Here is a 23308-nt window from a genome sequence, read left to right on the forward strand (position 1 = left end):
ATGCGTCGTGACAGTCGTTGCCATCGATCAAGCAGGGCATCGCGCGACTCAAAGCTCATGCGACCTGCGGCACACGCCCGCGCTACGCCGGCACCATCACCGGCGGTGCACCGTCGCCGGTTTCCACCATCTTCACCGCGAATCCGTAGCACTGCGCGATGTGCGCCGGCGTCATCACGTCGCGCGGCGTGCCGTGCGCGACGATCGTGCCGTCGGCGAGCATCGCGATCGTATCCGCATGCCGTGCGGCGAGATTCGGGTCGTGCACGATCGCGAGCACGCCGAGCTGCCATTCGCGTGCAACGGCGCGCACGGTTTCGAGCAGGCGGTGCTGATGTGCGAGATCGAGCGCGGCGGTCGGCTCGTCGAGCAGCAGGTAGCGCGGGCCGCTTTCCGTCGCATCGTCGTCCGGCCACAGCTGCGCGAGCACACGGGCGAACTGCACGCGCGCGAGTTCGCCGCCGGACAGCGTCGTGACGTCGCGGCCGACGAGTGCATCGGCGCCCGCGCGTTCGAGCGCGCACCACGCGATCTCGCGATCGCGATGCGACGTCGCACCGCTGCGCCGCGCATGCGGATAGCGGCCGAGCAGCACGATTTCGTCGACGCTGAACGGGAACGCCGGCTGCGCGGCCTGCGGCAGCACCGCGCGCAGGCAGGCGAGCCGCGGTGCGTCGATGCGTGCGAGCGGTTCGCCGTTCAGCGTGATGTCGCCGGTCACGCGCACGCCGTTCGGCGCGATGCCGCCGGTGAGTTCGCCGGCGAAGGTTTTCAGCAGCGTGCTTTTGCCCGCGCCGTTGCGGCCGAGCAGCGCGGTCACGCGGCCGGGTTCGATCGACAGCGACAGGTCGCGCAGGATCGCGTTGTGTCGACGGGCGACGTCGAGGTGATGGGCGGTCAGCATGAGCGTCGTGAAAGAAGGGTTAGCCGCCGAGCGCGCCGCGGCTCTTCCACAGCAGCGCGAGAAAGAACGGTGCGCCGAGCAGCGCGGTCAGCACGCCGAGCGGAATTTCGGCGGGCGCGGCAATGGTGCGCGCGGCGAGATCGGCGGCGAGCGTCAGCAGCGCGCCGAGCAGCGCGGCGCCCGGCAGCACGACGCGCTGGTCGGGGCCGCACGCGAGCCGCACGCAATGCGGCGCGACGAGCCCGATGAAGCCGATGATGCCCGCGCACGACACCAGCGCGCCGACCGCGAGCGCGACCGCGACGAGCACGCGCCGCTTCAGCCGCTGCACGGGCACGCCGAGGTGCAGCGCCTCGGTTTCGCCGAGCTGCAACGCATTCAGCGCGTCGCGTTCACGCGCGAGCAGCACGCAGCCGATCGCGACGCACGGCGCGACGGCCGCCAGCGCGGACCATTGCGCGCCGCCGAGGCTGCCGAGGCTCCAGAAGGTCAGCGAGCGCAATTGCGCGTCGTCGGCGACGAACGTGAGGAGCCCGATCGCCGCGCCGACCAGCGCGTTGATCGCGATGCCGGCGAGCAGCAGCAGCGGCAGCGCGAGCCGGCCGCGCGACGCGGCGAGCCGATAGACGAGCGCCGCGACCGCGAGCGCGCCTGCGAACGCGGCGATGGGCAACGCGGCCGCGCTCACGTGTGCGGCAAAGAGCGCGGGGCCGAGCACGATCATCGTCGTCGCGCCGAGCGCGGCGCCGCTCGACACGCCGACGAGCCCCGGATCGGCGAGCGGGTTGCGGAACAGCGCCTGCATCGCGGCGCCGGTCGCGCCGAAGCCGCCGCCGACCAGCAACGCGAGCGCGACGCGCGGTGCGCGGATGTCGAACAGCACCGCGCGCGCCTGCTGTGCGGCCGCATCGCCGGTCAGCGCGGCCCAGGCTTCCGCGAGCGGAATGCGATAGGCGCCGACGCACAGCGCGACGACGGACATCGCGCATACGAGGCAGGCGAGCGCGGCCAGCGCGAACGGGGCGAAACGGCGCGACGCGCCGATGCGCGCGGCACCGGCGCTTGACGCGGGCGACGATGCGGGGAAAGGCGAAGCGTGAGCGGGCATCGGGTCGATCCGGAATCAGGCGAGCGCATCCGACAGGCGTCGGTGCAGGGTCGTGACGGCGAGCGGCAGGCGCGGGCCGAAGCCGAGCAGGAACAGCGCGTCGAGCGCGACCACGCGCTGCGCGCGGCCGGCCGGCGTCGCGACGAAGCCGGGCGTCGCGAGCAGCGCGGCGCGGCCGCCGACGGCCGCGAGCCCTTCGTCGGAGATCAGCACGATGTCGGGCGCGGCGGCGGCCAGCGCCTCGGTCGTCAGCGGCTTGTAGTGATCGAAGCCCTGCATCACATTGCGCGCGCCCGCGTAGCGGATCATCGCGTCGGCGGCCGTGCGCTGGCCGGCGACGAGCGCCTGGTTGCCGGTATGGTTCAGCACGAACAGCACGCGCGGCGGCTGCGCGCCGCCGGGCGCACGGGCGGCGACCGCGTCGCGCGCGGCCTGCCAGTCGCGGTCGAAACGTTGCAGCAGCGCGGTGCCCGCGTCGCGCACGTCGAGCGCCTGCGCGACGCCGGTGATCTTCGCGCGCACCGATTCGACGTCGTGGCGTTCATCGAACGTCGTCACCGCAACGCCGGCGTTCTTGACTTGCGCGATCGCGGTGGGCGGGCCGGCTTCGGCCGACGCGAGCACGAGATCGGGCCGCAGCGACAGCAGCCCCTCGGCCGACAGCGCGCGCTGATAGCCGACCTTCGGCAGCCGCTTCGCGGCGTCGGGGTACGTGCAGGTCGTGTCGGCGCCGACGAGCCGGTAGCGCGGCGTTTCCGCGCCGCCGAGCGCGAACGCGGTTTCCGCGAGTGCGCCGCCGATCACGACCACGCGTTTCGGTGCGGCCTGCACACCCTGGGCGAGCACGCTGCCGGGCAGCGCGCCCGCGAGCGCGCCGGCCGCCGCGCTTGCCAGCACCGCGCGGCGGCGCGGATCGAACGGCCGCGCGCTCACCGCGCGCCTCCGCGTGCCGCGGCCGGCAGCGCCGCGACGAGCGCGCGCCAGTCGTCGCGTTCGACCTTGCCGGGCTTGCGCTCGCCGAACAGCAGCGCGACGTGGTCGCCCTGCCGGTCGAACAGTTCGAGCGACGTGACGATGCCGTCGCTCGTCGGCTTCTTCACGACCCACGCGGCGGCGATCAGGTCTTCGCGCACGTGCAGGTTGAAGCCCGGGTCGAGCACGTTGATCCACGCGCCAACCTCGCGCACGTTCGCGACGGGGCCGGTATGGATCTGGATCATCCCTGCGTTGCCGACGAACACCATGATCGGCTGGCCGCTCTGCGCGGCCTGCTGGAGCACGTGGCGCAGCGCATGTGAGGTTTCGACCGGATACGCGTATTGCGGATCGGCGAGCCGCAGTGCCTGCATGCGGCTCACGCCGAAGCGCTGCGTGATGCCGAAGAACTGGTGCGTGTCGGTCATCGTGTCCCACGCGGCGCGGAAGCCCGCGACGTCGATCTCGGTATCGGCGCGCTCGGGCGTTTTCGGCGCGGCGGGCGCGACCTCGAGGCCCGGCTCCTGCGACGGCGCACGCCAGCGCTCGACGAACGCGTCGTACGCGGCGTGGTCGCTGTGCGCGCGCAGGTAGACCTTGTGGATCGCATGGCCCTGCGCGTCGAAGAACTGCAGGCTCTTCAGCGGGCCGTGCGCGGTCTCGTCGCGCACCGCGAATGCCGATACCCAGTGACGATAGAAGATGCGCAAGTCGATATCGCCGAGCGCTAGGCCGACGGGGCCGTCGTGGCTCATCTGCGCGTATTCGCCGTCCTTTTCGTGGACAGCCGTGTCGTTGCGCGTGAGCGCCATCACGCGACCGAGGCGCGGCATTTCCTCGAACATCGCCGGAAAGCGCGCGTCGAGCCGCACGACGTGCTCGCCGACGAACGCGGCGAGCGCCTCGCCTTCGCTGACGCCGAGCGCCTGTGCGACGTCGCGGTTGCGCAGCTGGCGCTCGGTCTTGAGCTGGATGAACGCGTCGCGCAGCGCGGCGGCTGCGCGGGCCGGCGTGGTGGGTTGACCGGGAAGGGCGGATTGCATCATGTCGGACTCCTTCAAGTAACGGTTGGGGTGGCAGCGCGGGCGGCGCGCATCAGAAATCCACTTTCATGCTGACGGCGACCGTGCGACCGGACGACGTATACGCGTCGAGCACCTGCGAATCGGCTGCGATGCCGCGCACGTCCGACCAGTTCCAGTACTTCCGGTCGAACAGGTTGCGGATGCCGATCGTCGCGCTCACATGCTTGTTGAAGCGGTAGCCGCCGCGCAGGTCGACGACGAACGACGACGGCGGCGAGAAGCACGCCTTGTTCGAGCAGTCGGACTTGTCGATGTCCTTGTCGCGTTTCGCGGCCTGGAACAGCAGGTCGGTCTGCACGTACCAGCGCTCGGTCGGCTCGTAGCGCACGCCGAACACGGCCGAGAACGGGTTGACGGTGTTCAGCGGCTGGCTGGCCGCGCCGTCGTTCTGCGTCGAGCCCTTGGTGAACGCCATCGCCGTCTTCAGCGTGATGCCGTTCGGCATCACCCATTCGGCGCGGCCTTCGAGGCCGTGAATGCGCGCGTCGGCGAAGTTCACGTACTGGAACACGAACGGGTCGGTGGGCCGGCCGCTGCCGGCGATCGTCGTGCGCGAGATGAAGTTGCGGTAGCGGCCCGTGAACGCGGCGGCGCTGTAGCGCACGACGCCGTAGCCGGTGCCCGCCTTGCCGCGCAGGCCGGCTTCGAACGTGTCGCTCGTCTCGGGCTTCAGGTTCGGATTGCCGATCGACGTGTAGCCGTACACCGGGTTCGAGAAGCTGCTGTTCACCTGGTCGGGCGTCGGCGCGCGAAAGCCGTGTGCGTACTGTACGTACGGAATGACCGCGGGCGTGATCTCGTAGAGCACGGCGACGCGCGGCGACAGTTCGTTCGCGCTCGTCGATACCGCCTTGCCGGTGAACAGCGGATCGTTGGCGGTCGGGTTCAGCCGGTACGTGTCGAAGCGCAGGCCCGGCGTGACGAGCAGGCGCCCGTAGCCGATCTGGTCCTGCACGAACGCGCCGAACAGCGTGTAGTCGGTGTCGGGGAACGCCTTGTTCGGGAACGCCTCGCCGACGCCCGGCACCGTGCCGTCGCGCAGGTTCGTCACGCGCGACACGCTGCCGTCGACGCCGTAAAGCAGCTTGTGCGCGAACGGGCCTGTCGCGAAGCCGCTTTCGGCGAACGCGGAGCCGCCGAACGTGCGCTCCTTGTACTGGTTGTCGCGCGAACGCGAAGCCGCCCGGCCGCGCGTCTCGAACGCGTATTGGTCCTGCTTCGCGTCCTGGTAGTAGAACTGCACGTGCGCGGTCTGGAACCAGCGGAACGCGTCGTCGCGGAAATCGTAGTCGACGCTGAAGCGGTTGCGTTCGAGCCGGTCGTAGGTCGTGAGGCCGAGCGTGGTCGGCGGGCTGATCGCCGACAGCACGTCGGTGCTCACGCGGCGCTGCACCGTTTCGGCGGTGAACCTGATCGTGTCGCGCGTGGTCGGCGTCAGCACGAGCTTGCCGAGCAGCGATTCCGAATAGACGTCCTGCGGGTTCGACGTGGTGCGCAGCGTGCTTGCCGAGTTGTTGCTGCCGCGCGTGTCGACCTCGTGACCGCGCCGGCCGTCTGCGATGATCATCCCCTGCACGCGATCGTTGCCGCCCGCGGCCGATACGGTCGCGCCGACGCTGCGGTCGGCCGAGTCGTAGCTCGGCCGGAACGAGAAGTAATAGGGTTTGTTGTAGATCGACAGCAGGTCGCGCGGATCCTTCGTGATGAAGTTCACCGCGCCGGTCAGGCCGTCGCTGCCGTACAGCGCCGAGGCCGGCCCGCGCAGGATCTCGATGCGCTTGAGCGTGTCGAGATCGGCGTAGTCGCCGCGCCCCGCTTCGAGCGGGCCGAATGAAAACGCGTTCGGCAGGCGGATGCCGTCTTCCATCAGCAGCACGCGATTGCCTTCGAGGCCGCGGATGTTGATGCTCGAATCGCCGTCGCGGCCGCCGCCGAGCGCGGCGTTGCCGGGCCGGTACGCGGTGCGGCGCACCGTGACGCCCGGCTCGTAGCGCAGCGCGTCCTTGATGTTGGTGGCCTGCTGTTCTTCCAGATCCTCGTCGGTGATTACCGACACGGACGCCGCCGTGCGGCTCGCGGCCGTGGCGGTGCGGTTGGCCGTGACGGTGACGGGATCGAGCAGCGCCGCATCGCCGCGCGTGGACGCGGCGACGAGGAGGGCGGCAGGCGGGTTGGCGCCTTGCGGCGTCGAATCGGCGTGAGCCGTGGCGGCGGACAGGCCGAACGCGCCGAACAGCGCGGCACAGATCGGCCGCCGCGCCAGCGTATAGCAATGCACAGGTGGTCTCCCATTGATGATGACAAGCCCGAAGGCTGGCTGGGTGACGCGTTCACCTGGCTGGCCCGCCCGCGCACGGAAGGCGGCGAGCGGCGAATTGAAAGGCAACTGATAACTTTACCAGTGTAAATGAGAATTATTATCAATACAAGAACGGAAAGCGGCTCGCGTGGGTGAGCGCTTACCTGCGCGGCTCGGGCGAGCCGCGGCGGGAAATTCGGGAAAAACGCGGGCGTGAACAGGCCCTAGGCCAGCGCTTCGATGCGGATCAGCAGGTTGCGCGCATGCGTGATGAACGCATCGTGCGTCGCGCGATCGCCGTGGCTTTCGAGGCCGGCCTGCTCGGCGAATGCGATCTGTTCGGTGTAGAGGTCGACGAGCGCTCGGCGTGTGTCAGGGGGAAGCGCGCGGATCATCGACACGATCAGCAGTTCCTGCGCGCGAAGCGTGCCGGACAGCGTCTGGACGTTCATGCTGGCCTCCATCGGACGATGCGGCGGCGAGCCGCTCTTTCCATACTAGGCGGTCGGCGGTCGCAGCGCAGGCGCGGTGTTGGCGACGAGGAGACGGAATGCGATTCGACGCGGTAATCGACGCTGCCGTTGCGCGGCGCGAAACGCGCCACGCGTGGCCGGCGCACCGTGAATCGACGCGTGCAGGGAGGCGAACGGAATCAGCCGGCCGCTTTCGCCGCCTGCGCATCGCGCACGACCTGCGCGACGCGTTCGACGAACTCGACGTCGACGCTCGACAGTGCTTCGCGCTTGCCGTCGGGCATCTCGACCATCAGGCGATACGTGACGTCCTGCGTGGCCCATGAGAGATAGCCGACGACGGCGAGCATCACGCCGACGACGAGCGCGGCGCTCGATCCGGCGATGCCGCCTGCGACGGCGACGGCCGCGCCGATCAGCGAGATCAGCGACGGCACGAGGCGGTTCTTCGGAATCTTGACGACGTCGACCTGGCGGATGTCACGGAGTGCGAATACCTGCCCGGCGGCCGACAGGCCGTTGCGCGTGATCATCACGCCACGTTCGTTGAATGCGTTTTCCATCGTGTGTTGCGTGGACGAAAACGCGCAGCGTAGCAGGTTTCGTTGCGGCATCAAACGAGACCGACTGCCGCACGATGGGTGCGGCGCGGGTGAAACCAGGCAAGCGGATGGAGCGGGAAGTCGTTCAGAACTGCAGGCGGCCGTCGCCGTAAAGCCGGCCCGGCACGTGCGAGGCGACGACCTCGGCGATTTCTTCGTCGGTCGATTCGGCCGGCACGATCTGGCGCCGCGCGGGCGCGTCGAGATGCATCGTCCATTCGACGAGGCGATACGGCCGGCCCCACGGGCGCTGCATTTCGACCGATACGCGGCAGCTCTGGACCGGCATCGAGTGTTGGCACGTCAGAATCGCGTGCAGATGGCTGAAAACGGTATCTTCGATCATCATGGCCTCCGATCCTGTCTTGTCTTGCGGGCAATCGATGGCGGCGCCGTCGGCGGTTCAAAAAAAAAGCCGCCGATGTTCAGGCGGCCAACAGGGGGGGTGAGAGCATCCTCTCAGCCCAGAATTAAGCGAAACTTAAAAGCCCATAAAAAAGCGCCCCGCGTGGAGCGGGGCGCTTCTTGCCGTCGTGATCCGCGTGTTAAGCGGATGCTTTAGAACTTGTGACGGATACCGATACGTGCGGCGATCTGGTTCTTCGAACCCGTGCCCGACGTATTGAAGTAGCTCGTGCTCGAGCCGATCTGCGCTTGCACGCCCTTGCCCGATGCCTGCTGGTACACGACCAGGCCGTACACGTCCGTACGCTTGCTGAGTGCGTAGTCGGCGATACCGTTGACCTGGTTCCAGTGCCACGAGTTGCCGCTTTGCGTGGCGTTCGTGTACGTGTAGCCGAGGCCGCCCGACAGAGCCGGCGTGAAGGCGTACTTCGCACCTGCTTCATACGCGTTGTAGAACGTGCCGCCCGCGCCCGACACGGTCGAGAACTGCGTACGCGTCCACAGCAGCCATGCCGTTGCCGGGCCCCAGACGTAGCGGCCACCGACGCCGTACGTGCGCAGGTCGCGGACGTTGCCCGTTGCGATATTCGCGATCGTCGTCGAGAAAGCCGGCGTCGACTGGCTCGGGAAGCGGATGTCCGTGTACGCTGCGCCCAGCGAGAACGGGCCGTTCGCGTAGTTCAGGCCGAAGCTGTATGCGCGCGACGAGCCTGCCGTCGTCGTCGTGCCCGTCGTCGTCGCCGGTGCGCCTGCGAAGTCCGTCGAGTTCGAGAAGCCGTACAACGCGCCGAACGTGAAGCCCGAGTAGTTCGCGCTCTGGAACTTCACGGCGTTGTTGATGCGGCTCGACGTGAGCTGGTCGAGGTCGTTCACGTGGTACGCGTAGTTACCCGCGACCGTGTTGCCGCCCGTCGAGTAGTTCGAGCCGAGGATGTCGGTCGAGAACGAGTACTGGCGGCCGAACGTGACCGTGCCGTATTGCGACTGGCTCAGGCCGACGTAAGCCTGGCGGCCGAAGATCGCGCCACCCTGGCCGATCGTGCCGTTACCGCTGTTGAAGCCGTTTTCGAGCACGAAGATCGCCTTCAGGCCGCCACCGAGGTCTTCGGTGCCGCGCAGGCCCCAACGGCTGCCCTGGGCAACGCCGTCGTCGTACTTGAACAGCTTGCCCGTACCGCCGTTGGCGGTCTTGCTGTGGTTCACGTAGCTGATACCGGCATCGATGACGCCGTAAAGGGTCACGCTGCTTTGTGCGTGCGCCGTGCCGGCCGTTGCTGCCAGAGCGGCGATGGTCAACAGTTTCTTGTTCAAAGGGTTCTCCGAGCGAATAAATGGCGTGTCCAGTTGCGGTTCCGGCGCTCTCTATGGGCGCTTTCACGTACCGGCGGCAACTTTATCGAGGGGCCACGTAATGAATATGACAGCGACTGTCATATGAAGAATCTGTGGCGTCGATGCGACACCGAATTCTGCCCGGTTGTATAGCCGGTGGTTATACCGATTCAGACTGAGATTCGACCGGAATCAGGAATATGCACATGAAATAAGCTTGGTTGGCGGCGTTCCGGCCCCATGCCACGATCCGTGTTCCAACAAACGACACGGGACAGAGGACACCATGCGACGTTCATTCCTGACCGGCCTCGGCGCACTCGCCGCCGCGCTGGCATTCGCGGCGCCCGGCGCGCACGCCGACCCGCAAACGCTGAAAATCGGCACGATGAGCGGCCCCGACGCACAGATCTGGACCGAGGTGACGAAGGTCGCCGCGCGCGAAGGTCTCGCGATCAAGGTCATCGAATTCAACGACTACGTGCAGCCGAACGCGGCGCTCGATTCCGGCGATCTGGACGCGAACGGCTTCCAGCACCAGCCGTTCCTCGACAGCCAGATCAAGCAGCGCGGCTACAAGATCGTCAACGTCGGGCTCACGTACACGGCGCCGATGGGTTTCTACTCGAAGAAACTCAAGTCGCTGAAGGACTTGCCGGTAGGCGCGAAGGTCGGGATCCAGAACGATCCGTCGAACGGCAACCGCGCGCTGCTGCTGCTGCAGAAGTACGGCGTGATCAAGCTGAAGCCGGGCGTCGGCGCGAACGGCGTGAATGCCACGCCGCTCGACATCGCCGAGAACCCGAAGAAGATCAAGATCGTCGAGCTTGATTCCGCGCAACTGCCGCGCGCGCTGCCCGACGTCGATGCCGCGTCGATCAACACCGACTACGCGGTGAAGGCCGGGCTCACGCCGGTGAAGGATGCGATCGCGATCGAGGATCTGCGCGGCCCGTACGCGAACCTGATCGCGGTGCGCGCGCAGGACAAGGACAAGCCGTGGGTGAAGAAGCTCGTCGCGGCCTATGAATCGGACGACGTGCGCAAGTTCATCGACCAGAAGTTCGGCGGCGCGATCATCCCGGCGTTCTGAACGTTTTCACCTACCGGATGGCCGGATATCGACGATCCGGAAAGCAAATCGCCCGCGCAAGCGGGCGATTTCGTTGGTGCGGGCGGGTATCGCGATACGCGCGCGCCATGCTCCGGCGCGCAAGCCGGCCGCTCAGGCCGACAGCAGCGAACCCGTGCGGATCGCGGTCGCGCCGGCAATCCGCGCGACTTCCATGCCGGCCGTCGCGAAGCGCACGATCTGGCGCGCGTACAGCACGCCCGACACGCTGCTCTTCAGCGTGACGACGCGATCGGTCAGCGGATCGACGATGTCGGCCACGGCCTGCCCGGCCTCGATCATCACGCCGACCGGCGTGCGGAACACGATCACGCCCGACACCGGCGCGACGAGCGGATCGGTGCCCGCGAGCGGCGTGGCCGGATGCGCGAGCGGCGGCAGCGGCGCCGGCGTGCCGTCGACGACCCCACGCTCGGTCAGGTATTCGACGATCGCCTGTGCGTCCTTTTCGGCGAACTCGTACGACACGTCGCGCTCGCTGCGCAGCTCGATCGTGACGGAAATCGCACCGTTCGGGATCGGGAAGCGGTCGCCGAAGCGGTTGCGCAGGTCCGACCAGCAGAAGCTGTGAATCTCGTCGAACGGGTTACCGACCGAATTCAGCGCGAGCAGCGACGCCTGCGCGTCGAGGTAGCGCGACAGCGGCTCGACGTCCGGCCACAGATCGGGATTCGTGTAGAGGTGCATCACCGCATCGCTGTCGCAGTGCAGGTCGAGCACGATATCGGCGTCGAACGACAGCTTCTGCAGCGCGAGGCGCTGCGAGTCGAGCTCGGTGCGCGGCTTCTGCTCGTCGAGCGCTTCGCGCATCGCGGCGCGCACGGCGACGAGGTTGTGCTGCGCGTCGTGAGTCAGGCGGTGTTCGACGCGCGGCAGCACGAGCGCCGCGAGATCGTAGAAATTGCGGTTGAAGTTCTGCATCGAGCCGAGCTCGAAGCGGCCGAGGTGATCGCCGAACACGTGTTGCGACAGGCCGATCGGGTTCGGCACCGGCACGATGACGACTTCGCCGCGCAGCTTGCCGGCCGTCTCGAGCGCGGCGATCTTGCGGCGCAGCAGGGTGGCGACCAGCATGCCGGGCAGTTCGTCCGCGTGCAGCGACGACTGGATATAGACCTTCTTGCCGCCGCGCGGGCCGTAGTGAAAGCTCGTGATCTGGCGTTCGGTACCGACGGCGGGGGAAATCAGCGGATGGGTCTGCGTTTGCATGATGGGGGAGTGCGGCGCAGCCGCGAATGATCCGGTGTGCGTGGAAGATCGATTGTACGTTGCCTTCCTCGCCGCCATCAAACCGGCGCCAGAACACGCCGTTTCTCGTTGAGAATCATCAGGTTGGGGCGGAAAAAATAACGCTGCCGGCACGGCCCGCGCAAAAAAACGGGCTCCTTGCGGAGCCCGTTCGTGCCGAGGCGAAGCGTGCGCTTGCCGGGCGGATTACTTGCCGTAGACGTCGAAATCGAAGTACTTCTTCGCGATCTTGTCGTACGTGCCGTCCTTGCGCATGCCGGCGATCGCGCCGTCGATCTTCGCCTTCAGGTCGGTGTCTTCCTTGCGCAGGCCGATGCCGGCGCCGTTGCCGAGCGTCTTCGGATCGTCGATGTCCTTGCCGGCGAAATCGAAGTTCGCGCCGCGCGGCGTCTTCAGGAAGCCGATTTCAGCCTGCACCGCGTCCTGCAGCGCGCCGTCCAGACGGCCCGAGATCAGGTCGGCGTAGACCTGGTCCTGGTTCTGGTAAGGCACGACGTTCACGCCCTTCGAGGCCCAGTACGTCTTCGCATAGGTTTCCTGGATCGTGCCCTGCTCGACGCCGACCGACTTGCCCTTCAGCGATTCGGCCGTCGGCATCAGGCCGGTGCCCTTCTTCGTGACGAGGCGCGTCGGCGTGTTGAACAGCTTCGCCGAGAAGGCGATCTGTTCCTGACGCGCCGGCGTCATCGACATCGACGACAGCACGCCGTCGAACTTGCGGGCCTTCAGCGCCGGAATCATCCCGTCGAAGTCGTTTTCGATCCACACGCACTTCGCGTTCATGCGGCGGCAGATTTCGTTGCCGAGGTCGACGTCGAAACCCACAACCTTGCCGTCAGCGCCTTTCGATTCGAAAGGCGGGTAGCTTGCGTCGACGCCGAACCGCACGGTCGTCCAGTCCTTCGCATACGCGGTGCCTGCCGATACGGCGAGCAGGGCTACGGTCACAGCCGCAAGAATCTTTTTCACTCGGTGACTCCTCGTTTTGTTCGATGGGTGCGCGGTTGTGCCGCGCCGTAAGCCTTCGGCCCGGCGCGGCTTCGCGACAGGCTGTCCGTTTCGCCCACCCGATGCGGGCGCGCGACGTGCGGAAGATTATCAAGACAAAATACCGGCAGGGCGCCTAGGACAAGCCCCGATACCGGGCCCGGCGGCGGCGCATGAGGGGCGCCGCCGTTTCAGACACAGGAACGATTCAGCCGAGCGTTTCGTTGACCGCGCGCTGCAGGCACGTGACGAATTGCGTGACGGCCGGCGTGGGCAGCAGGTCGCGCCGCGCGATGATCGACAGGTCGAAGCGCGGCATGGCTTCGTCGAGTTCGGCCGTGCGAATGCCCAGCGGCGCGACCATCGCGGCGAGCGGGCGCGTGAAGCAGCCGATCACGTCCGAGCGCGCGACGAGCCCGAGCGTCACCGCGAACGACATCGGCGAGCGCAGCAAACGTTTGGGCAGCGGCAGCCCGTGCGCCTCGAACATCCCGACCATCACACTGTGCGGAAACTGCTCGGCACCGACGGTGACGATCCACTCGGCATCGAGCAATGCCTCTAACCGGCGGGCATGCGCAAGCGGGTGGCCTTCGCGCATCACGACGGTGAATTCGGTCGACAGCAGCGGCGATTGCGTGAAATCGCGGTCGAGCGCGGGCACATGGTGCATCGCAGCGATGTCGAGCGTGCCGTTGCGCAACTGCGCGAGCGCGTCGGGCACCGTCACTTCCTCGAGATGCAGGCTCACGTTCGGCATCGACTGGCGAAACGCCGTCACCGCGTGCGGCAGCGCGGTCAGCGCGATCGACGGCATCGTGCCGACCGCCACGCGCCCCGACATCTCGCCTTTCACCTGCTCGACGGCCTCGACCGTGCGGCGGATGTCGCCGAGCAGCTGCTCGGCGCGCGGCAGCAGCGCATGGCCGCACGCGGTCAGCTCGACGCCGCGCACGCTGCGCGCGAGCAGTTCCGCGTTGAGCGCCGTTTCGAGCTCGCGGATCGTATGCGTGACCGCGGGCTGCGTGACGCCAAGTTCGCGCGCGGCGGCGCGCAGGCTCTTGTGATGCGCGGCGGAGACGAATGCCTGGAGCTGCGCGAGGTTCAGGGGGTTGCGGATGCGGGTCATCGATCGGGTCCGGTTGGCGCGACGCTGTGGCGGGCGACGGGGTGTAGCGGAATTTGATTGCAATCCTGAAGGTTGCGTGCGCATGGGGTTGCGGCGCCGTGGCTCGGGCAGGCGGCAGGTGCGGCCGTGGCCGCGACGGCGATCGTCGTCGGGCTGGTCGTGATCAAGCCGTTTCGATGCCGGTAGCCTGCACGTGCCGCAATGGCAGGTGCGGCGAGGCCCTACGCCAGCGCCATTTCGACAGCCGTCAGCGTGCGGCGCCGAATCCAGCCGCTCGCCATCCGGATCGCGAGCCAGTACGGCATGAACAGCAGCCGCGTGCGGGCGGTCGGGCAATGCACGAAGGTTTCGGTGCGCAGCAGGTGCGCACCCGACGCGAGCCCGACGACTTCGAAGCTGAGCACCAGCTTCGCATCGCGCGGATCGTCGTGCCGCATGAACGCCGCCGCGTCGGCGATCTTCAGCACGCCGAGATCCGGGCGCCAGAAGCGGCCGATCAGGCCGAGCGACAGCGACGTCTCGTCACGATGCAGCGGGGTGAACGCATGGAGGCCGAAGCGTTCGCGTTCGACGCGTGTGGTGCCGGGGCGCAGCGACGCGGCAACGACTGCCGGGAATTCGCGGACGTTGAGCAGCGCGTCGACGATCGGATCCGTGCGCATGTCGAGCGTGGCGACCGTGTCGATGATGCGCGCCGGCGCGGCATCGATCGGCTTCGATTCGTGCACTTCGTAGAAGCCGAACGACGGGATGAACGGCGGCTTGTGCGCCGACGTCCGGGTGCTCGATTCGGAGACGATGCCGAGCGCGTTCATGGGGGCTCCCGAAGGCAAAGCCCGATCGTAGCACCGGGGGCGGATTCGCGTCGCACTGCGCCCCATCAACAAAAAAAGCCTGGAAACTTGCGTTCCCAGGCCTGGAGACCATCAACGATGATGGTGGAGGAGACGATGTCGTCCCGATGCGCGCCGTCCTTCTGCCGGCGACGTCGCGCACGATTCGCGGTCAGATCGCCCAGCCGCCGAGATAGAACGTGACGAGCACGGCCGCGATGAGCACGGTGCCGACGTTGAGCTTGCGGAATTCGCCGCTGGCGATGCGGCCGATCACGAGCGTCGAGAAGCCGAGCATGATGCCCGTCACGATGTTCGCGGTCAGCACGATGAACACCGCGCACACGAGGCCCGACATCGCGTCGACCATGTCGTCCATGTGCAGCTTGCTCACGCTGCCGAGTATCAGCAGGCCGACGTACATCAGCGCCGGTGCGGTGGCGTACGACGGCACGAGGCCCGCGAGCGGCGAGAAGAACATCACGACGAGGAACAGCAGGCCGACCACGGCGGCCGCGAGGCCCGTCTTCGCGCCGGCGGCCACGCCGACGCTCGACTCGATGTAGGCTGCCGCCGGCGCACCGCCGAGGAAGCCGGAGAAGATCGAGCTGAGCGAGTCGGCGGTCAGTGCACGGCCGCCGTTGATGATGCGGCCGTTCTCGTCGAGCTGGCCGGCCTGGCCCGCGACCGCGCGGATCGTGCCGGTCGCGTCGAACACGGCGGTCATCACCAGCGCCAGCACGCTCGGCAGCACGGCCATCGACAGCGCGCCCTTGATGTCCATCGCGCCGATCAGCGACGCATGGCCCGGTGCGCTCAGCGACGGCAGCGCGAAGATGCCGTGGTACTTCACGCTCGGATCGAAGACCAGCCCGAAGATCGAGATCGCGATCACGACGAGCAGGATGCCGCCCGGCACGCGACGCTTCTCGAGGCCGAAGATCGCGGCGAGGCCGATGATCGACATGATGACCGGGAACGCGGTGATCTGGCCGAGCGCGACCGGCAGGCCCGCGCCCGGGTTCTTGATCACGAGGCCGACGTCGTTCGACGCGATCAGCAGCAGGAACAGGCCGATGCCGATCCCGGTGCCGTGCGCGACGCCCGCGGGCAGGTTGCGCAGGATCCACGAACGCACGCCGGTGACCGAGATGCCGGTAAACACGAGGCCCATCAGGAACACGGCGCCGAGCGCGACCGTCGGCGACAGTCCCTTGCCGAGCACGAGGCCGAACGCGGTGAACGCGGTCAGCGAGATCGCGCAGCCGATCGCGATCGGCAGCTTCGCCCACAGGCCCATCAGCAGCGAACCGAACGCGGTCGTGAGGCAGACCGCGACGAACACGGCGCTCGTGTCGAAGCCGGCCTTGCCGAACATGCCGGGGACGACGAACACGGAATAGACCATCGCGAGGAAGGTCGTGACGCCGGCAATCACCTCGCGGCGCTGCGTGCTGCCGCGCGACGAAATGTCGAAGTACCGGTCGATGACTCCCTTGGTGCCAAAGTCAGTTTCTTCCGCGCCGACGCCGACCGTCGGCTGCACCGGGGTATCACTCATGAGCTTGCTCCTTTATCAGCATGCTGAAACGGCCCGTAGCGAACCGTCGTCAGGGTGTCTCGTATCTAGTTGGGATTGTCGGCAACGTCGTGGGGACGAATGACGCGTGATCCGTGTCGTTCCGTGCGAATCGAAACGATCGCGTGGGTGTCGCGTCGTGCGACGCGTTGTGGTGTCGACCCCGTCACGTGTGCTTTGCCGTAGCGAAGGTTAGGCGAACCGCCCATCACGTCCCATTGGGGGAAGAGCATGCAGCGCATGTCTCAGCGCTTATATCGGCGTGCAACGGGGCTCTGTCGCGTCGACACGCGTGTATACGCCTAGTTCGAATCCGTTAAGGCGATTATTTGAATGCAGGGTCGACGGGCAAGGGGGAAGCGGGGGATGCATCGAAAATTACAAATATCTTTCATGGTGGCCGGGTAGGCCGGTGGAATCAGGGGCCGGTGACAGGATCCGCCGCCGCGCGCAACCTGCATTCGGACGAGGGCGCCATCGCGCCGAGGCGGTTTTCGTCGTCGCCCCGGCCTCAATTGTGCGCGAGATGGTCGAGGTAGGCGCGGAACATGTCGGCCATCGCGTTCGCATACGCGTCGATTTCATCGGGCGAGCGCTCGCTTTCCGAAAACGCCTTGCCGGCCGCGGTGAGCGTGGTGATGATCAGGTCGCAGGCCAGTTCGCGCGTGGCGTCCGGTGCATCGGGCAGCGCCTCGCGCATGAACGCCTGGAAGATGCGGTTGCCGGCCGCCTTCGCTTCGTGTGCCTCGGGCGCGTCGCGATAGAGCGGCGCGGCGTCGTCGAGCGCGATGCGCATCCGCGCCTCGTCGCATTCCGAACGGATGAACGCGTGAACGGCCGTGCGCAGCCGCTCGGGCGGTGTCCGGTTCACGTCCTCCAGCATCCCGCGCAGCATCTCGGCCGTCTGCCGCCACTCGTCATGCTGCAGCCGGAACAGCACGGCCGCCTTGTTCGGGAAGTACTGGTACAGCGAGCCGACGCTCACGCCGGCGCGCTCGGCGACGCGCGCCATCGTGAAGCGCTGCGCGCCTTCGCTCGCCAAAACCTGAACAGCAGCCTGGAGGACGGCCTCGACGAGCTGGGTCGAGCGAGCCTGCCGAGGCAGCTTGCGCGTGGCAATCCGGGCGTTCGGGCGGTCGGTCATGCGTGGCTGGCCAATGCGAATAGTAAAACCTGAATAGTTCGTCATATTCTAACCAGGTGCACCGACGCACTCAACCTGAACCCGGAGATTCGCATGACCACCCTGACGCTCGACCCGCTGGCCTCGCTGCTCGCACGCCTGTTCGACGAAGCCGACGCCTCGTCGCCCGCGACGAGCCCGGATTTCGCCAGCCTGTCGCGCGACGAGCAGGCGCGGCTGATGCGCAGCAAGACCGACTACACCGACTTGTATGCGCGCCTGAAGGACTATCCGCTCGCCGTGTCGCGCGAGACGGGCACGCTGCTGTACATGCTCGCGCGCAGCGGCGGCGCGCGGTCGATCGTCGAATTCGGCACGTCGTTCGGCATTTCGACGCTGCATCTCGCGGCTGCGCTGCGCGACAACGGCGGCGGCCGGCTGGTCACGAGCGAGTTCGAGCCGTCGAAGGTCGTGCGGGCGCGGGCGAACCTGGCGGCGGCCGGGCTGGCCGATCTCGTCGAGATTCGCGAGGGCGATGCGCTGCGTACGCTGGCCGCCGATCTGCCGGATTCGGTCGACCTGCTGCTGCTCGACGGTGCGAAGGCGCTGTATCCGGAGGTGCTTGCACTCGTCGAGCAACGGTTGCGGCCCGGCGCGTTCGTCGTTGCCGACAATGCCGAGTTCAGCCCCGACTATCTCGCCTACGTGCGCTCGCCGGAGAACGGCTATCTGTCGGTGCCCTTCGGCGGCGATGTCGAGTTGTCGATGCGGATCGGCTGAGTTTTGCGGTACGTGATGACGGCATGCATCCATTCATCAAGAATAGGATGACTGATCAATATGATGCGAGAGACGGACGACACCGCAGTGACGCCCGTCGCTTCGTGCGCCGCGCCGTCGTGTGTTATTTCAGGAACACGTAGCGCGCGAAATACGGGAAGCGGCCGACCGCATGCTCGGTCGAACACGCTGCATCCGGCGGCATGCCGCCCGCGGTATCGAGCCGCTGCACGAAGCGCACGCCGGCGAGCGTGCCGGCCGCGGCTTTCGCGTCCGTTGCGGCCGGCGTCGCGGCGAGCAGGAGTTGCGGAATGCTGCCCGGGCTTGCGCTTGGCGCTTCCGCGAGTTTCTTGCCGGTAATGCGGCTGCCGTCGAGCGCCTCCCATGACGGCCCCGTGCCGTGCCGGACGACGAGCGTGCCGCTCGCGTCGAACAGCATCGCTTCCGGGTGCTGGAACACCCACGCGAGCTTGTGTCCGGCATCGTAGTCGCACGTGTAGACCTGTAGGCCAGCCGCGGTCGTCGACAGCACGGGCGTGGCCGGCTGCGGCGGCGCGAGGCCGGCGGAGTCGTCGGCGCGGGCGGACGACGCGCAGAAGGCGAGTGCAACGCAGGCCACGGCGGCCGGTAGCATGGGGCGTTTCGGGAAGCGGCTTCGCATGGCGAGGCATCCTTTCGGGTCGGGTGACGGGTATTCGTCGACGAACCCGTAAACGCTAGACGCCAATTGCACCGGCTGCAATGCGCAAATGGCAATCTTGGCGATAGCCGTTGCGATTGCGCGCGGCCCGGGATGCTCGGCCGTGGGTTGACGCGGCCGCGCCTGCCCGATTCAACCTCAAACCGGGCCAACCGGCGTCGGTGCCTGCGCGGCAATCAGGCGTTCGGCCTTCAGCACATCCCACAGCTCGGCCGGGATCGACATCGCCGCGAGACGCAGGTTGTCGTCGATGCGATCGGGCCGGCTCGCGCCGGGGATCGCGGCCGCGACGGCCGGGTGCGCGAGCGAGAATTGCAGCGCCACCGCGCGGACATCGACGCCGAATCGTTCGCAGATCCGGCGGATGCGCGCGACGCGGTCGAGCATGGCCTGCGTGGCCGGCTGATACTCGTAGTGAGTGCCGCCCGCGAGCACGCCCGAGTTGTACGGGCCGCCGACGATGATCCCCAGCCCGCGCGCGGCGCTTTCCGGCATCAGTCGTTCGAGCGCGCCGGCATGGTCGAGCAGCGTGTAGCGCCCGGCGAGCAGGAAACCGTCGGGGTCCGCACGTTCGAGCGCGAGTTCACACGGCTCGACGCGGTTCACGCCGAGGCCCCATCCCTGGATCACCTTCTCGTCGCGCAGCCGCGTAAGCGCCTTGGCCGCGCCCGACATCGCGACGTCGAACACGTCGCGCCATGCGTCGCCGTGAAAGTCGACGGCCGGGTCGTGAATCCACACGGTGTCGAGCCGGTCGGTGCGCAGCCGCGCGAGGCTCGCGTCGATCGAGCGCAGCGTGCCGTCCTCGGTGTAGTCGTAGACGATCCGGTTCGGCAGCCCGTGGCGGAACAGGCCGCCTTTTTCGCCGAGATCGCGTTGCGATGCGTCCTCGTGTTCGTCGAGGACGAGCCGGCCGACCTTGGTGCCGAGCGAATACGCGTCGCGTGGGCGGCCCGCGAGCGCTTCGCCGAGGCGCAGCTCGGCGAGGCCGGCGCCATACAGCGGCGCGGCGTCGAAGTAGCGGATACCGCTGTCCCACGCTGCGTCGACCGTGGCCAGCGCTTCTTCGTGCGGGATGTCCCGGTACATGTTGCCCAGCGGCGCGGTGCCGAAACCCAGGCGGGAAGGGAGCGTGATTCTCATGGGCAGTCTCGGGTAGGCCGATTCAGGCCGCGGCCTGGGCCAGCGTCGGATAGTCGGTCAGCCCGCGCTCGCCGCCGCCGAACAGCGTGTTGCGGTCGTGCGGTGTGAGCGCGGCACCGGTGCGCAGCCGCTCGGGCAGGTCGGGGTTCGCGACGAACGGGCGGCCGAACGCGACGAGGTCGGCCCAGCCGGCGGCGATCGCTTCGCGTGCGCGCTCGGCGGTGTACGCGCCGGCATAGATCAGCACGCCCGGGAACGCGGCGCGCAGTTGCCGCTTGAATTCGACCGGCATCAACGGCGCGTCGTCCCAGTCGGCTTCCGCGATGTGCAGGTAGCCGACACCGAGTTCGCCGAGCAGCGTTGCAGCGGCGAGGTAGGTCGTTTCCGGATCGGCGTCGACGCAGCCGTTCAGTGTCGTCAGCGGCGCGAGGCGGATGCCGACGCGCGACGCGTCGCCCGTGCCGTCGATCAGCGCCTGCGTGACTTCGCGCAGGAAGCGCAGCCGGTGTTCGAGCGAACCGCCGTACGCATCGGTGCGCGTGTTCGCATTCGAGTCGATGAACTGGTTCACGAGATAGCCGTTCGCGCCGTGCAGCTCGACACCGTCGAAGCCGGCCTCGATCGCATGGCGCGCGGCGGCGCGGTATTGATCGACGATCTCGCCGATTTCGTCGATCGTCAGCGCGCGCGGCTCGGACGCCTGCACGAAGCCCGGCGTGCTGCCGTCTTCACCGGCGATGAACACGTTCACGCCTTTCGCCTGGAGCGGCGACGACGACACCGGCTGCCGGCCACCCAGCAGGCTCGTGTGGCTCAGCCGGCCGACGTGCCACAGCTGCGCGAAGATCCGGCCGTGCGCCGCATGCACGGCGTCCGTCACCTTGCGCCAGCCGGCGACCTGCGACGGCGTGTGAATGCCGGGCGTCCATGCGTAGCCCTTGCCGAGCGGCGCGATATAAGTGCCTTCGCTGACGATCAGGCCCGCGCTCGCGCGCTGCGCGTAATACGCGGCCATCAGTTCGTTGGCTTCGTCGCCGGGCTGGCTGGCGCGCGAGCGCGTCATCGGCGGCATCACGATGCGGTTCGGCAGCGTCAGCGCGCCGAGTCGCAGCGGTTGGAAAAGCGGGTCCTGGGTCATGGTGCTGATGTCCTGTCGGTGCCGCGGCCTTCGGGCCGCGGTGAATCCAATGTGAGTGGCGGGTGGTGCGGTCAGTCCCACTTCGGCGCGAGGCCGGCCGGGTCGACTTCGCGGCCGTTGCGTTCGAGCGCGGCGATCTGCGCCATGTCTTCGTCGGTCAGGCGCAGCGTCTGCGCGAGCAGGTTGCTCGCGAGGTTCTCGCGCTTCGTCGACGACGGGATCACCGAGTAGCCGAGCTGCAGCGCCCACGCGAGCGCGACCTGGGCGGGCGTCGCATCGTGACGCTGCGCGATCGCGCCGATCACCGGATCGCCGAGCACCTTGCCGTATGCGAGCGTCATGTACGACGTGACGTGGATGCCTTCGGCGTTCAGGAATTCGACGAGCTTGCGGTTCTGCAGGTACGGGCTCAGCTCGATCTGGTTCGTCGCGATCGCGTCCTTGCCGACCGCCGCGATCGCTTCCTTCGTCAGGGCGATGTTGAAGTTCGAGATGCCGATCCGGCGCGTGAGGCCCTGCGCCTTCGCATCGGCGAGCGCGGTCATGAACGTGTCGAGTGCGACGCCGTTGTCGGGGGCCGGCCAGTGGATCAGCGTCAGGTCGACATGGTCGGTGCGCAGCTTGCGCAGGCTTTCCTCGAGGCTCGGCACGAGCTTGTCCGGTGCATAGTGGTCGACCCAGATCTTGGTCGTGAGGAACAGCTCGTCGCGGCGCACGCCCGATGCGGCGATCGCTTCGCCGACTTCGGCTTCGTTGCCGTAGATCTGCGCGGTGTCGATCGCGCGGTAGCCGACTTCGAGGCCGTTGCGGACCGAGTCGATGACCGTCTGGCCTTGCAGTCGGAACGTACCGAGGCCGAATGCGGGAATCTTGCTCATCAGGTGCTCCTGGGAGAGTGGAACAGGTTCGCTATGGAAGTCATTCTGGCGTTTCGGATTGGTGAGATAAACGCCGTTGCAGGTCAAAAATATTTGATCTGGAATCAAGTATCGGGAGCGGCTCGGGGCGGTGTCATGCAGCGCGTATCCGTGCGTTTTCATCCGCGTGGAACACCGGCAGCACCTCTGCCGCGATCTCGGCCATCGTCTCGTCGAGCGGACGCAGGTTGCGGCGGAAATGCAGGCCGATGTGCCGCACACCCGCGTCGCGCATGGCCGCCAGCTCCCCGATGAGCGCGAGACGCCCCGCGCGGGCGCCGAAGCGGTGACGCTGCAGCGGCGTGTGCGGGTCGTCCGCGAGGTCGAGGTGGAGGAAGCTCACGTACGGCTTGTCGCCGGCCACCGCGCGCCAGTTCGCGGCGCGCTGCCGGTGGTCGTCCGGCGTGCCGGGATACGCGAGGCAGCCGTCCATGTGTTCGCCGATCCACGCGGGCGTTTGCTGCGCGAGACCCGCGACGAGCAGCGGCAGCGGCGCACGGGCGGCGGGCAGCACGTCGAGACCGGGCGGCAGATGCCCGCGCGCGCCGTCGCGCAGCAGCGCGATCTGGTCGCGGAAATTCGTGCCGCGTGATGCGAAGTCGCGGCCGAACAGCGGATATTCGACCGGCCGGTCGCCGCTGGCGACGCCGAGCAGCAGGCGGCCGCCGCTCAGTTCCTGGATCGACGCGGCCGATTTCAGCGTGAGCAGCGGCTCGCGCAGCGGCAGCACGACGGCCGCCGTGCCGAGCAGGATGTCGTTCGTGATGCCGGCGAGGTAGCCGAGATACGAGAAGGTTTCGAACACCTGCGCGGCGTCGCCGAACGCCGGGTCGTACACCGGTACGTCGCGCACCCAGAGCGCACGGAAGCCGAGCGTGTCGGCCCGTTGCGCGAGCGTCGCGTGGCGCGCGAGGTCGGGTACGCCGGGGTAGCGACGGTCGTGCTGGCGCTTCGCGTTGCCGGCCGGCGACCAGTCGTTGTCGAGCGGCAGTTCGATGCCGATGCTGAAGCCGCCGTCGGCCAGTTTGTCGAGTGCGGTGAATGAAGTGGACATGGTCGGGCTCCGTTCAGATCGCGCGCAGGCTGCCTTCGAGCCGATAGAAATCGAGCGACGACGCGGTGAAGAACGACCGCGACGTGCCGGCGGCGAAATCGTCGATATGCACGACCGTCGCGCGGTCGGCTTCCTGCCACGAGATCGCGTAGGTATCGCCGGCGATGGGCTGCCACGTGTAGGCGACTTCGCCCTTCGCGCCCGCGTACGGGCCTTCGGTGATCTCGTAGCGCATGTGGCGGCCGTCGTCGTCGTACGCGTTGAGCGCGGTGAGGCCGTCGTAGCGCACTTCGAACGTCTTGCCGGCGAATGGCGGGCGTGGGGTCGATGCGTTCATGTGTGCAAACTCCTGCAAGAAAGTG

The 23308-nt window shown here is 67.7% G+C and carries 23 protein-coding genes and 1 pseudogene; 3 read left to right on the forward strand and 21 right to left on the reverse strand.

Features of this window, described 5'->3' with window-relative positions:
• Positions 1 to 82 precede the first annotated feature (82 nt).
• From CFB45_RS31650 to CFB45_RS31690, 9 genes are all read right to left on the reverse strand, one after another.
• Positions 83 to 904 (reverse strand): heme ABC transporter ATP-binding protein, encoded by an 822-nt coding sequence (locus CFB45_RS31650; protein ID WP_089428923.1) that lies wholly within the window; start codon positions 902 to 904, stop codon positions 83 to 85.
• A 19-nt stretch (positions 905 to 923) separates the two neighbouring features.
• On the reverse strand, positions 924 to 2012 hold the full coding sequence (locus CFB45_RS31655; RefSeq protein WP_089428924.1) for a FecCD family ABC transporter permease: 1089 nt from the start codon (positions 2010 to 2012) through the stop codon (positions 924 to 926).
• Between the two features lie 15 nt (positions 2013 to 2027).
• The gene (locus tag CFB45_RS31660; RefSeq protein WP_089428925.1) at positions 2028 to 2945 is read right to left on the reverse strand and encodes a heme/hemin ABC transporter substrate-binding protein; all 918 of its coding nucleotides are present in this window, start codon (positions 2943 to 2945) and stop codon (positions 2028 to 2030) included.
• Positions 2942 to 4033 (reverse strand): hemin-degrading factor, encoded by a 1092-nt coding sequence (locus CFB45_RS31665; protein ID WP_089428926.1) that lies wholly within the window; start codon positions 4031 to 4033, stop codon positions 2942 to 2944. The genes CFB45_RS31660 and CFB45_RS31665 overlap by 4 nt, the downstream gene beginning before the upstream one ends.
• Before the next feature lie 49 nt (positions 4034 to 4082).
• Positions 4083 to 6350 (reverse strand): TonB-dependent hemoglobin/transferrin/lactoferrin family receptor, encoded by a 2268-nt coding sequence (locus tag CFB45_RS31670; protein WP_089428927.1) that lies wholly within the window; start codon positions 6348 to 6350, stop codon positions 4083 to 4085.
• A gap of 245 nt (positions 6351 to 6595) precedes the next feature.
• Positions 6596 to 6823: a hypothetical protein gene (locus tag CFB45_RS31675; protein WP_089429221.1), complete on the reverse strand. Its 228-nt coding sequence runs from the start codon at positions 6821 to 6823 to the stop codon at positions 6596 to 6598.
• A 200-nt stretch (positions 6824 to 7023) separates the two neighbouring features.
• Entirely contained in the window at positions 7024 to 7407 is a 384-nt protein-coding gene (locus CFB45_RS31680; protein WP_089428928.1) for a DUF6232 family protein, read from the reverse strand.
• Positions 7408 to 7531: 124 nt separating this feature from the next.
• On the reverse strand, positions 7532 to 7792 hold the full coding sequence (locus CFB45_RS31685; protein WP_011353838.1) for a DUF2866 domain-containing protein: 261 nt from the start codon (positions 7790 to 7792) through the stop codon (positions 7532 to 7534).
• A 212-nt stretch (positions 7793 to 8004) separates the two neighbouring features.
• On the reverse strand, positions 8005 to 9162 hold the full coding sequence (locus tag CFB45_RS31690) for a porin (RefSeq protein ID WP_089428929.1): 1158 nt from the start codon (positions 9160 to 9162) through the stop codon (positions 8005 to 8007).
• 307 nt (positions 9163 to 9469) lie between these two features.
• Here CFB45_RS31690 and CFB45_RS31695 point away from each other — a divergent pair, with 307 nt between their 5' ends.
• Positions 9470 to 10276, forward strand: a complete 807-nt coding sequence (locus tag CFB45_RS31695; RefSeq protein ID WP_089428930.1) for a MetQ/NlpA family ABC transporter substrate-binding protein — start codon at positions 9470 to 9472, stop codon at positions 10274 to 10276.
• A 132-nt stretch (positions 10277 to 10408) separates the two neighbouring features.
• On the opposite strand, the gene CFB45_RS31700 is transcribed toward CFB45_RS31695, so the two are convergent.
• The 3 genes from CFB45_RS31700 to CFB45_RS31710 form a co-directional block, all read right to left on the reverse strand.
• Positions 10409 to 11524 carry a succinylglutamate desuccinylase/aspartoacylase family protein gene (locus tag CFB45_RS31700; RefSeq protein ID WP_069252629.1) on the reverse strand — a complete coding sequence of 372 codons (1116 nt, stop codon included), beginning with the start codon at positions 11522 to 11524 and terminating at the stop codon, positions 10409 to 10411.
• Between the two features lie 225 nt (positions 11525 to 11749).
• Positions 11750 to 12532, reverse strand: coding sequence for an ABC transporter substrate-binding protein (locus tag CFB45_RS31705; RefSeq protein ID WP_089428931.1), 783 nt, complete (start codon positions 12530 to 12532; stop codon positions 11750 to 11752).
• Positions 12533 to 12758: 226 nt separating this feature from the next.
• Positions 12759 to 13679, reverse strand: a complete 921-nt coding sequence (locus CFB45_RS31710; RefSeq protein WP_175238759.1) for a LysR family transcriptional regulator — start codon at positions 13677 to 13679, stop codon at positions 12759 to 12761.
• Between the two features lie 93 nt (positions 13680 to 13772).
• Here CFB45_RS31710 and CFB45_RS39895 point away from each other — a divergent pair.
• A pseudogene (locus tag CFB45_RS39895) lies at positions 13773 to 13865 on the forward strand (CopD family protein); the annotation flags it as partial.
• Between the two features lie 35 nt (positions 13866 to 13900).
• On the opposite strand, the gene CFB45_RS31715 reads toward CFB45_RS39895, so the two are convergent.
• The 3 genes from CFB45_RS31715 to CFB45_RS31725 form a co-directional block, all read right to left on the reverse strand.
• Positions 13901 to 14494: a hypothetical protein gene (locus tag CFB45_RS31715; protein ID WP_089428932.1), complete on the reverse strand. Its 594-nt coding sequence runs from the start codon at positions 14492 to 14494 to the stop codon at positions 13901 to 13903.
• 190 nt (positions 14495 to 14684) lie between these two features.
• Positions 14685 to 16073, reverse strand: a complete 1389-nt coding sequence (locus CFB45_RS31720) for an NCS2 family permease (protein WP_089428933.1) — start codon at positions 16071 to 16073, stop codon at positions 14685 to 14687.
• 529 nt (positions 16074 to 16602) lie between these two features.
• On the reverse strand, positions 16603 to 17280 hold the full coding sequence (locus CFB45_RS31725; protein ID WP_089428934.1) for a TetR family transcriptional regulator: 678 nt from the start codon (positions 17278 to 17280) through the stop codon (positions 16603 to 16605).
• 48 nt (positions 17281 to 17328) lie between these two features.
• Between CFB45_RS31725 and CFB45_RS31730 the strand changes: the two genes are divergently transcribed.
• The gene (locus tag CFB45_RS31730; protein ID WP_089428935.1) at positions 17329 to 17994 is read left to right on the forward strand and encodes an O-methyltransferase; all 666 of its coding nucleotides are present in this window, start codon (positions 17329 to 17331) and stop codon (positions 17992 to 17994) included.
• Between the two features lie 124 nt (positions 17995 to 18118).
• On the opposite strand, the gene CFB45_RS31735 is transcribed toward CFB45_RS31730, so the two are convergent.
• From CFB45_RS31735 to CFB45_RS31760, 6 genes are all read right to left on the reverse strand, one after another.
• A complete protein-coding gene (locus CFB45_RS31735) occupies positions 18119 to 18655 on the reverse strand; it encodes a DUF3455 domain-containing protein (RefSeq protein ID WP_089428936.1) in 537 nt (178 codons plus the stop codon).
• A 177-nt stretch (positions 18656 to 18832) separates the two neighbouring features.
• Positions 18833 to 19837, reverse strand: a complete 1005-nt coding sequence (locus CFB45_RS31740; protein WP_089428937.1) for an aldo/keto reductase — start codon at positions 19835 to 19837, stop codon at positions 18833 to 18835.
• A 22-nt stretch (positions 19838 to 19859) separates the two neighbouring features.
• Positions 19860 to 20975 (reverse strand): alkene reductase, encoded by a 1116-nt coding sequence (locus tag CFB45_RS31745; RefSeq protein WP_089428938.1) that lies wholly within the window; start codon positions 20973 to 20975, stop codon positions 19860 to 19862.
• A 71-nt stretch (positions 20976 to 21046) separates the two neighbouring features.
• The gene (dkgB, locus tag CFB45_RS31750; protein WP_089428939.1) at positions 21047 to 21853 is read right to left on the reverse strand and encodes a 2,5-didehydrogluconate reductase DkgB; all 807 of its coding nucleotides are present in this window, start codon (positions 21851 to 21853) and stop codon (positions 21047 to 21049) included.
• Positions 21854 to 21986: 133 nt separating this feature from the next.
• Positions 21987 to 22946, reverse strand: coding sequence for a TIGR03571 family LLM class oxidoreductase (locus CFB45_RS31755; RefSeq protein ID WP_089428940.1), 960 nt, complete (start codon positions 22944 to 22946; stop codon positions 21987 to 21989).
• A 13-nt stretch (positions 22947 to 22959) separates the two neighbouring features.
• Positions 22960 to 23283, reverse strand: coding sequence for a MoaF-related domain-containing protein (locus CFB45_RS31760; RefSeq protein ID WP_089428941.1), 324 nt, complete (start codon positions 23281 to 23283; stop codon positions 22960 to 22962).
• Positions 23284 to 23308 lie beyond the last annotated feature (25 nt).

This window comes from Burkholderia sp. HI2500, from assembly GCF_002223055.1.
In the GTDB taxonomy this organism is placed as follows: Bacteria; Pseudomonadota; Gammaproteobacteria; order Burkholderiales; family Burkholderiaceae; genus Burkholderia.

What these genes read in the sequence shown, in the direction of transcription:
- CFB45_RS31650 (WP_089428923.1), bottom strand. Translation starts at nt 904, where the DNA reads ATGCTGACCGCCCATCACCTCGACGTCGCCCGTCGACACAACGCGATC.
- CFB45_RS31655 (WP_089428924.1), bottom strand. Translation starts at nt 2,012, where the DNA reads ATGCCCGCTCACGCTTCGCCTTTCCCCGCATCGTCGCCCGCGTCAAGC.
- CFB45_RS31665 (WP_089428926.1), bottom strand. Translation starts at nt 4,033, where the DNA reads ATGATGCAATCCGCCCTTCCCGGTCAACCCACCACGCCGGCCCGCGCA.
- CFB45_RS31675 (WP_089429221.1), bottom strand. Translation starts at nt 6,823, where the DNA reads ATGAACGTCCAGACGCTGTCCGGCACGCTTCGCGCGCAGGAACTGCTG.
- CFB45_RS31680 (WP_089428928.1), bottom strand. Translation starts at nt 7,407, where the DNA reads ATGGAAAACGCATTCAACGAACGTGGCGTGATGATCACGCGCAACGGC.
- CFB45_RS31685 (WP_011353838.1), bottom strand. Translation starts at nt 7,792, where the DNA reads ATGATCGAAGATACCGTTTTCAGCCATCTGCACGCGATTCTGACGTGC.
- CFB45_RS31695 (WP_089428930.1), top strand. Translation starts at nt 9,470, where the DNA reads ATGCGACGTTCATTCCTGACCGGCCTCGGCGCACTCGCCGCCGCGCTG.
- CFB45_RS31700 (WP_069252629.1), bottom strand. Translation starts at nt 11,524, where the DNA reads ATGCAAACGCAGACCCATCCGCTGATTTCCCCCGCCGTCGGTACCGAA.
- CFB45_RS31710 (WP_175238759.1), bottom strand. Translation starts at nt 13,679, where the DNA reads ATGACCCGCATCCGCAACCCCCTGAACCTCGCGCAGCTCCAGGCATTC.
- CFB45_RS31715 (WP_089428932.1), bottom strand. Translation starts at nt 14,494, where the DNA reads ATGAACGCGCTCGGCATCGTCTCCGAATCGAGCACCCGGACGTCGGCG.
- CFB45_RS31720 (WP_089428933.1), bottom strand. Translation starts at nt 16,073, where the DNA reads ATGAGTGATACCCCGGTGCAGCCGACGGTCGGCGTCGGCGCGGAAGAA.
- CFB45_RS31725 (WP_089428934.1), bottom strand. Translation starts at nt 17,280, where the DNA reads ATGACGAACTATTCAGGTTTTACTATTCGCATTGGCCAGCCACGCATG.
- CFB45_RS31730 (WP_089428935.1), top strand. Translation starts at nt 17,329, where the DNA reads ATGACCACCCTGACGCTCGACCCGCTGGCCTCGCTGCTCGCACGCCTG.
- CFB45_RS31735 (WP_089428936.1), bottom strand. Translation starts at nt 18,655, where the DNA reads ATGCGAAGCCGCTTCCCGAAACGCCCCATGCTACCGGCCGCCGTGGCC.
- CFB45_RS31740 (WP_089428937.1), bottom strand. Translation starts at nt 19,837, where the DNA reads ATGAGAATCACGCTCCCTTCCCGCCTGGGTTTCGGCACCGCGCCGCTG.
- CFB45_RS31745 (WP_089428938.1), bottom strand. Translation starts at nt 20,975, where the DNA reads ATGACCCAGGACCCGCTTTTCCAACCGCTGCGACTCGGCGCGCTGACG.
- dkgB (WP_089428939.1), bottom strand. Translation starts at nt 21,853, where the DNA reads ATGAGCAAGATTCCCGCATTCGGCCTCGGTACGTTCCGACTGCAAGGC.
- CFB45_RS31755 (WP_089428940.1), bottom strand. Translation starts at nt 22,946, where the DNA reads ATGTCCACTTCATTCACCGCACTCGACAAACTGGCCGACGGCGGCTTC.
- CFB45_RS31760 (WP_089428941.1), bottom strand. Translation starts at nt 23,283, where the DNA reads ATGAACGCATCGACCCCACGCCCGCCATTCGCCGGCAAGACGTTCGAA.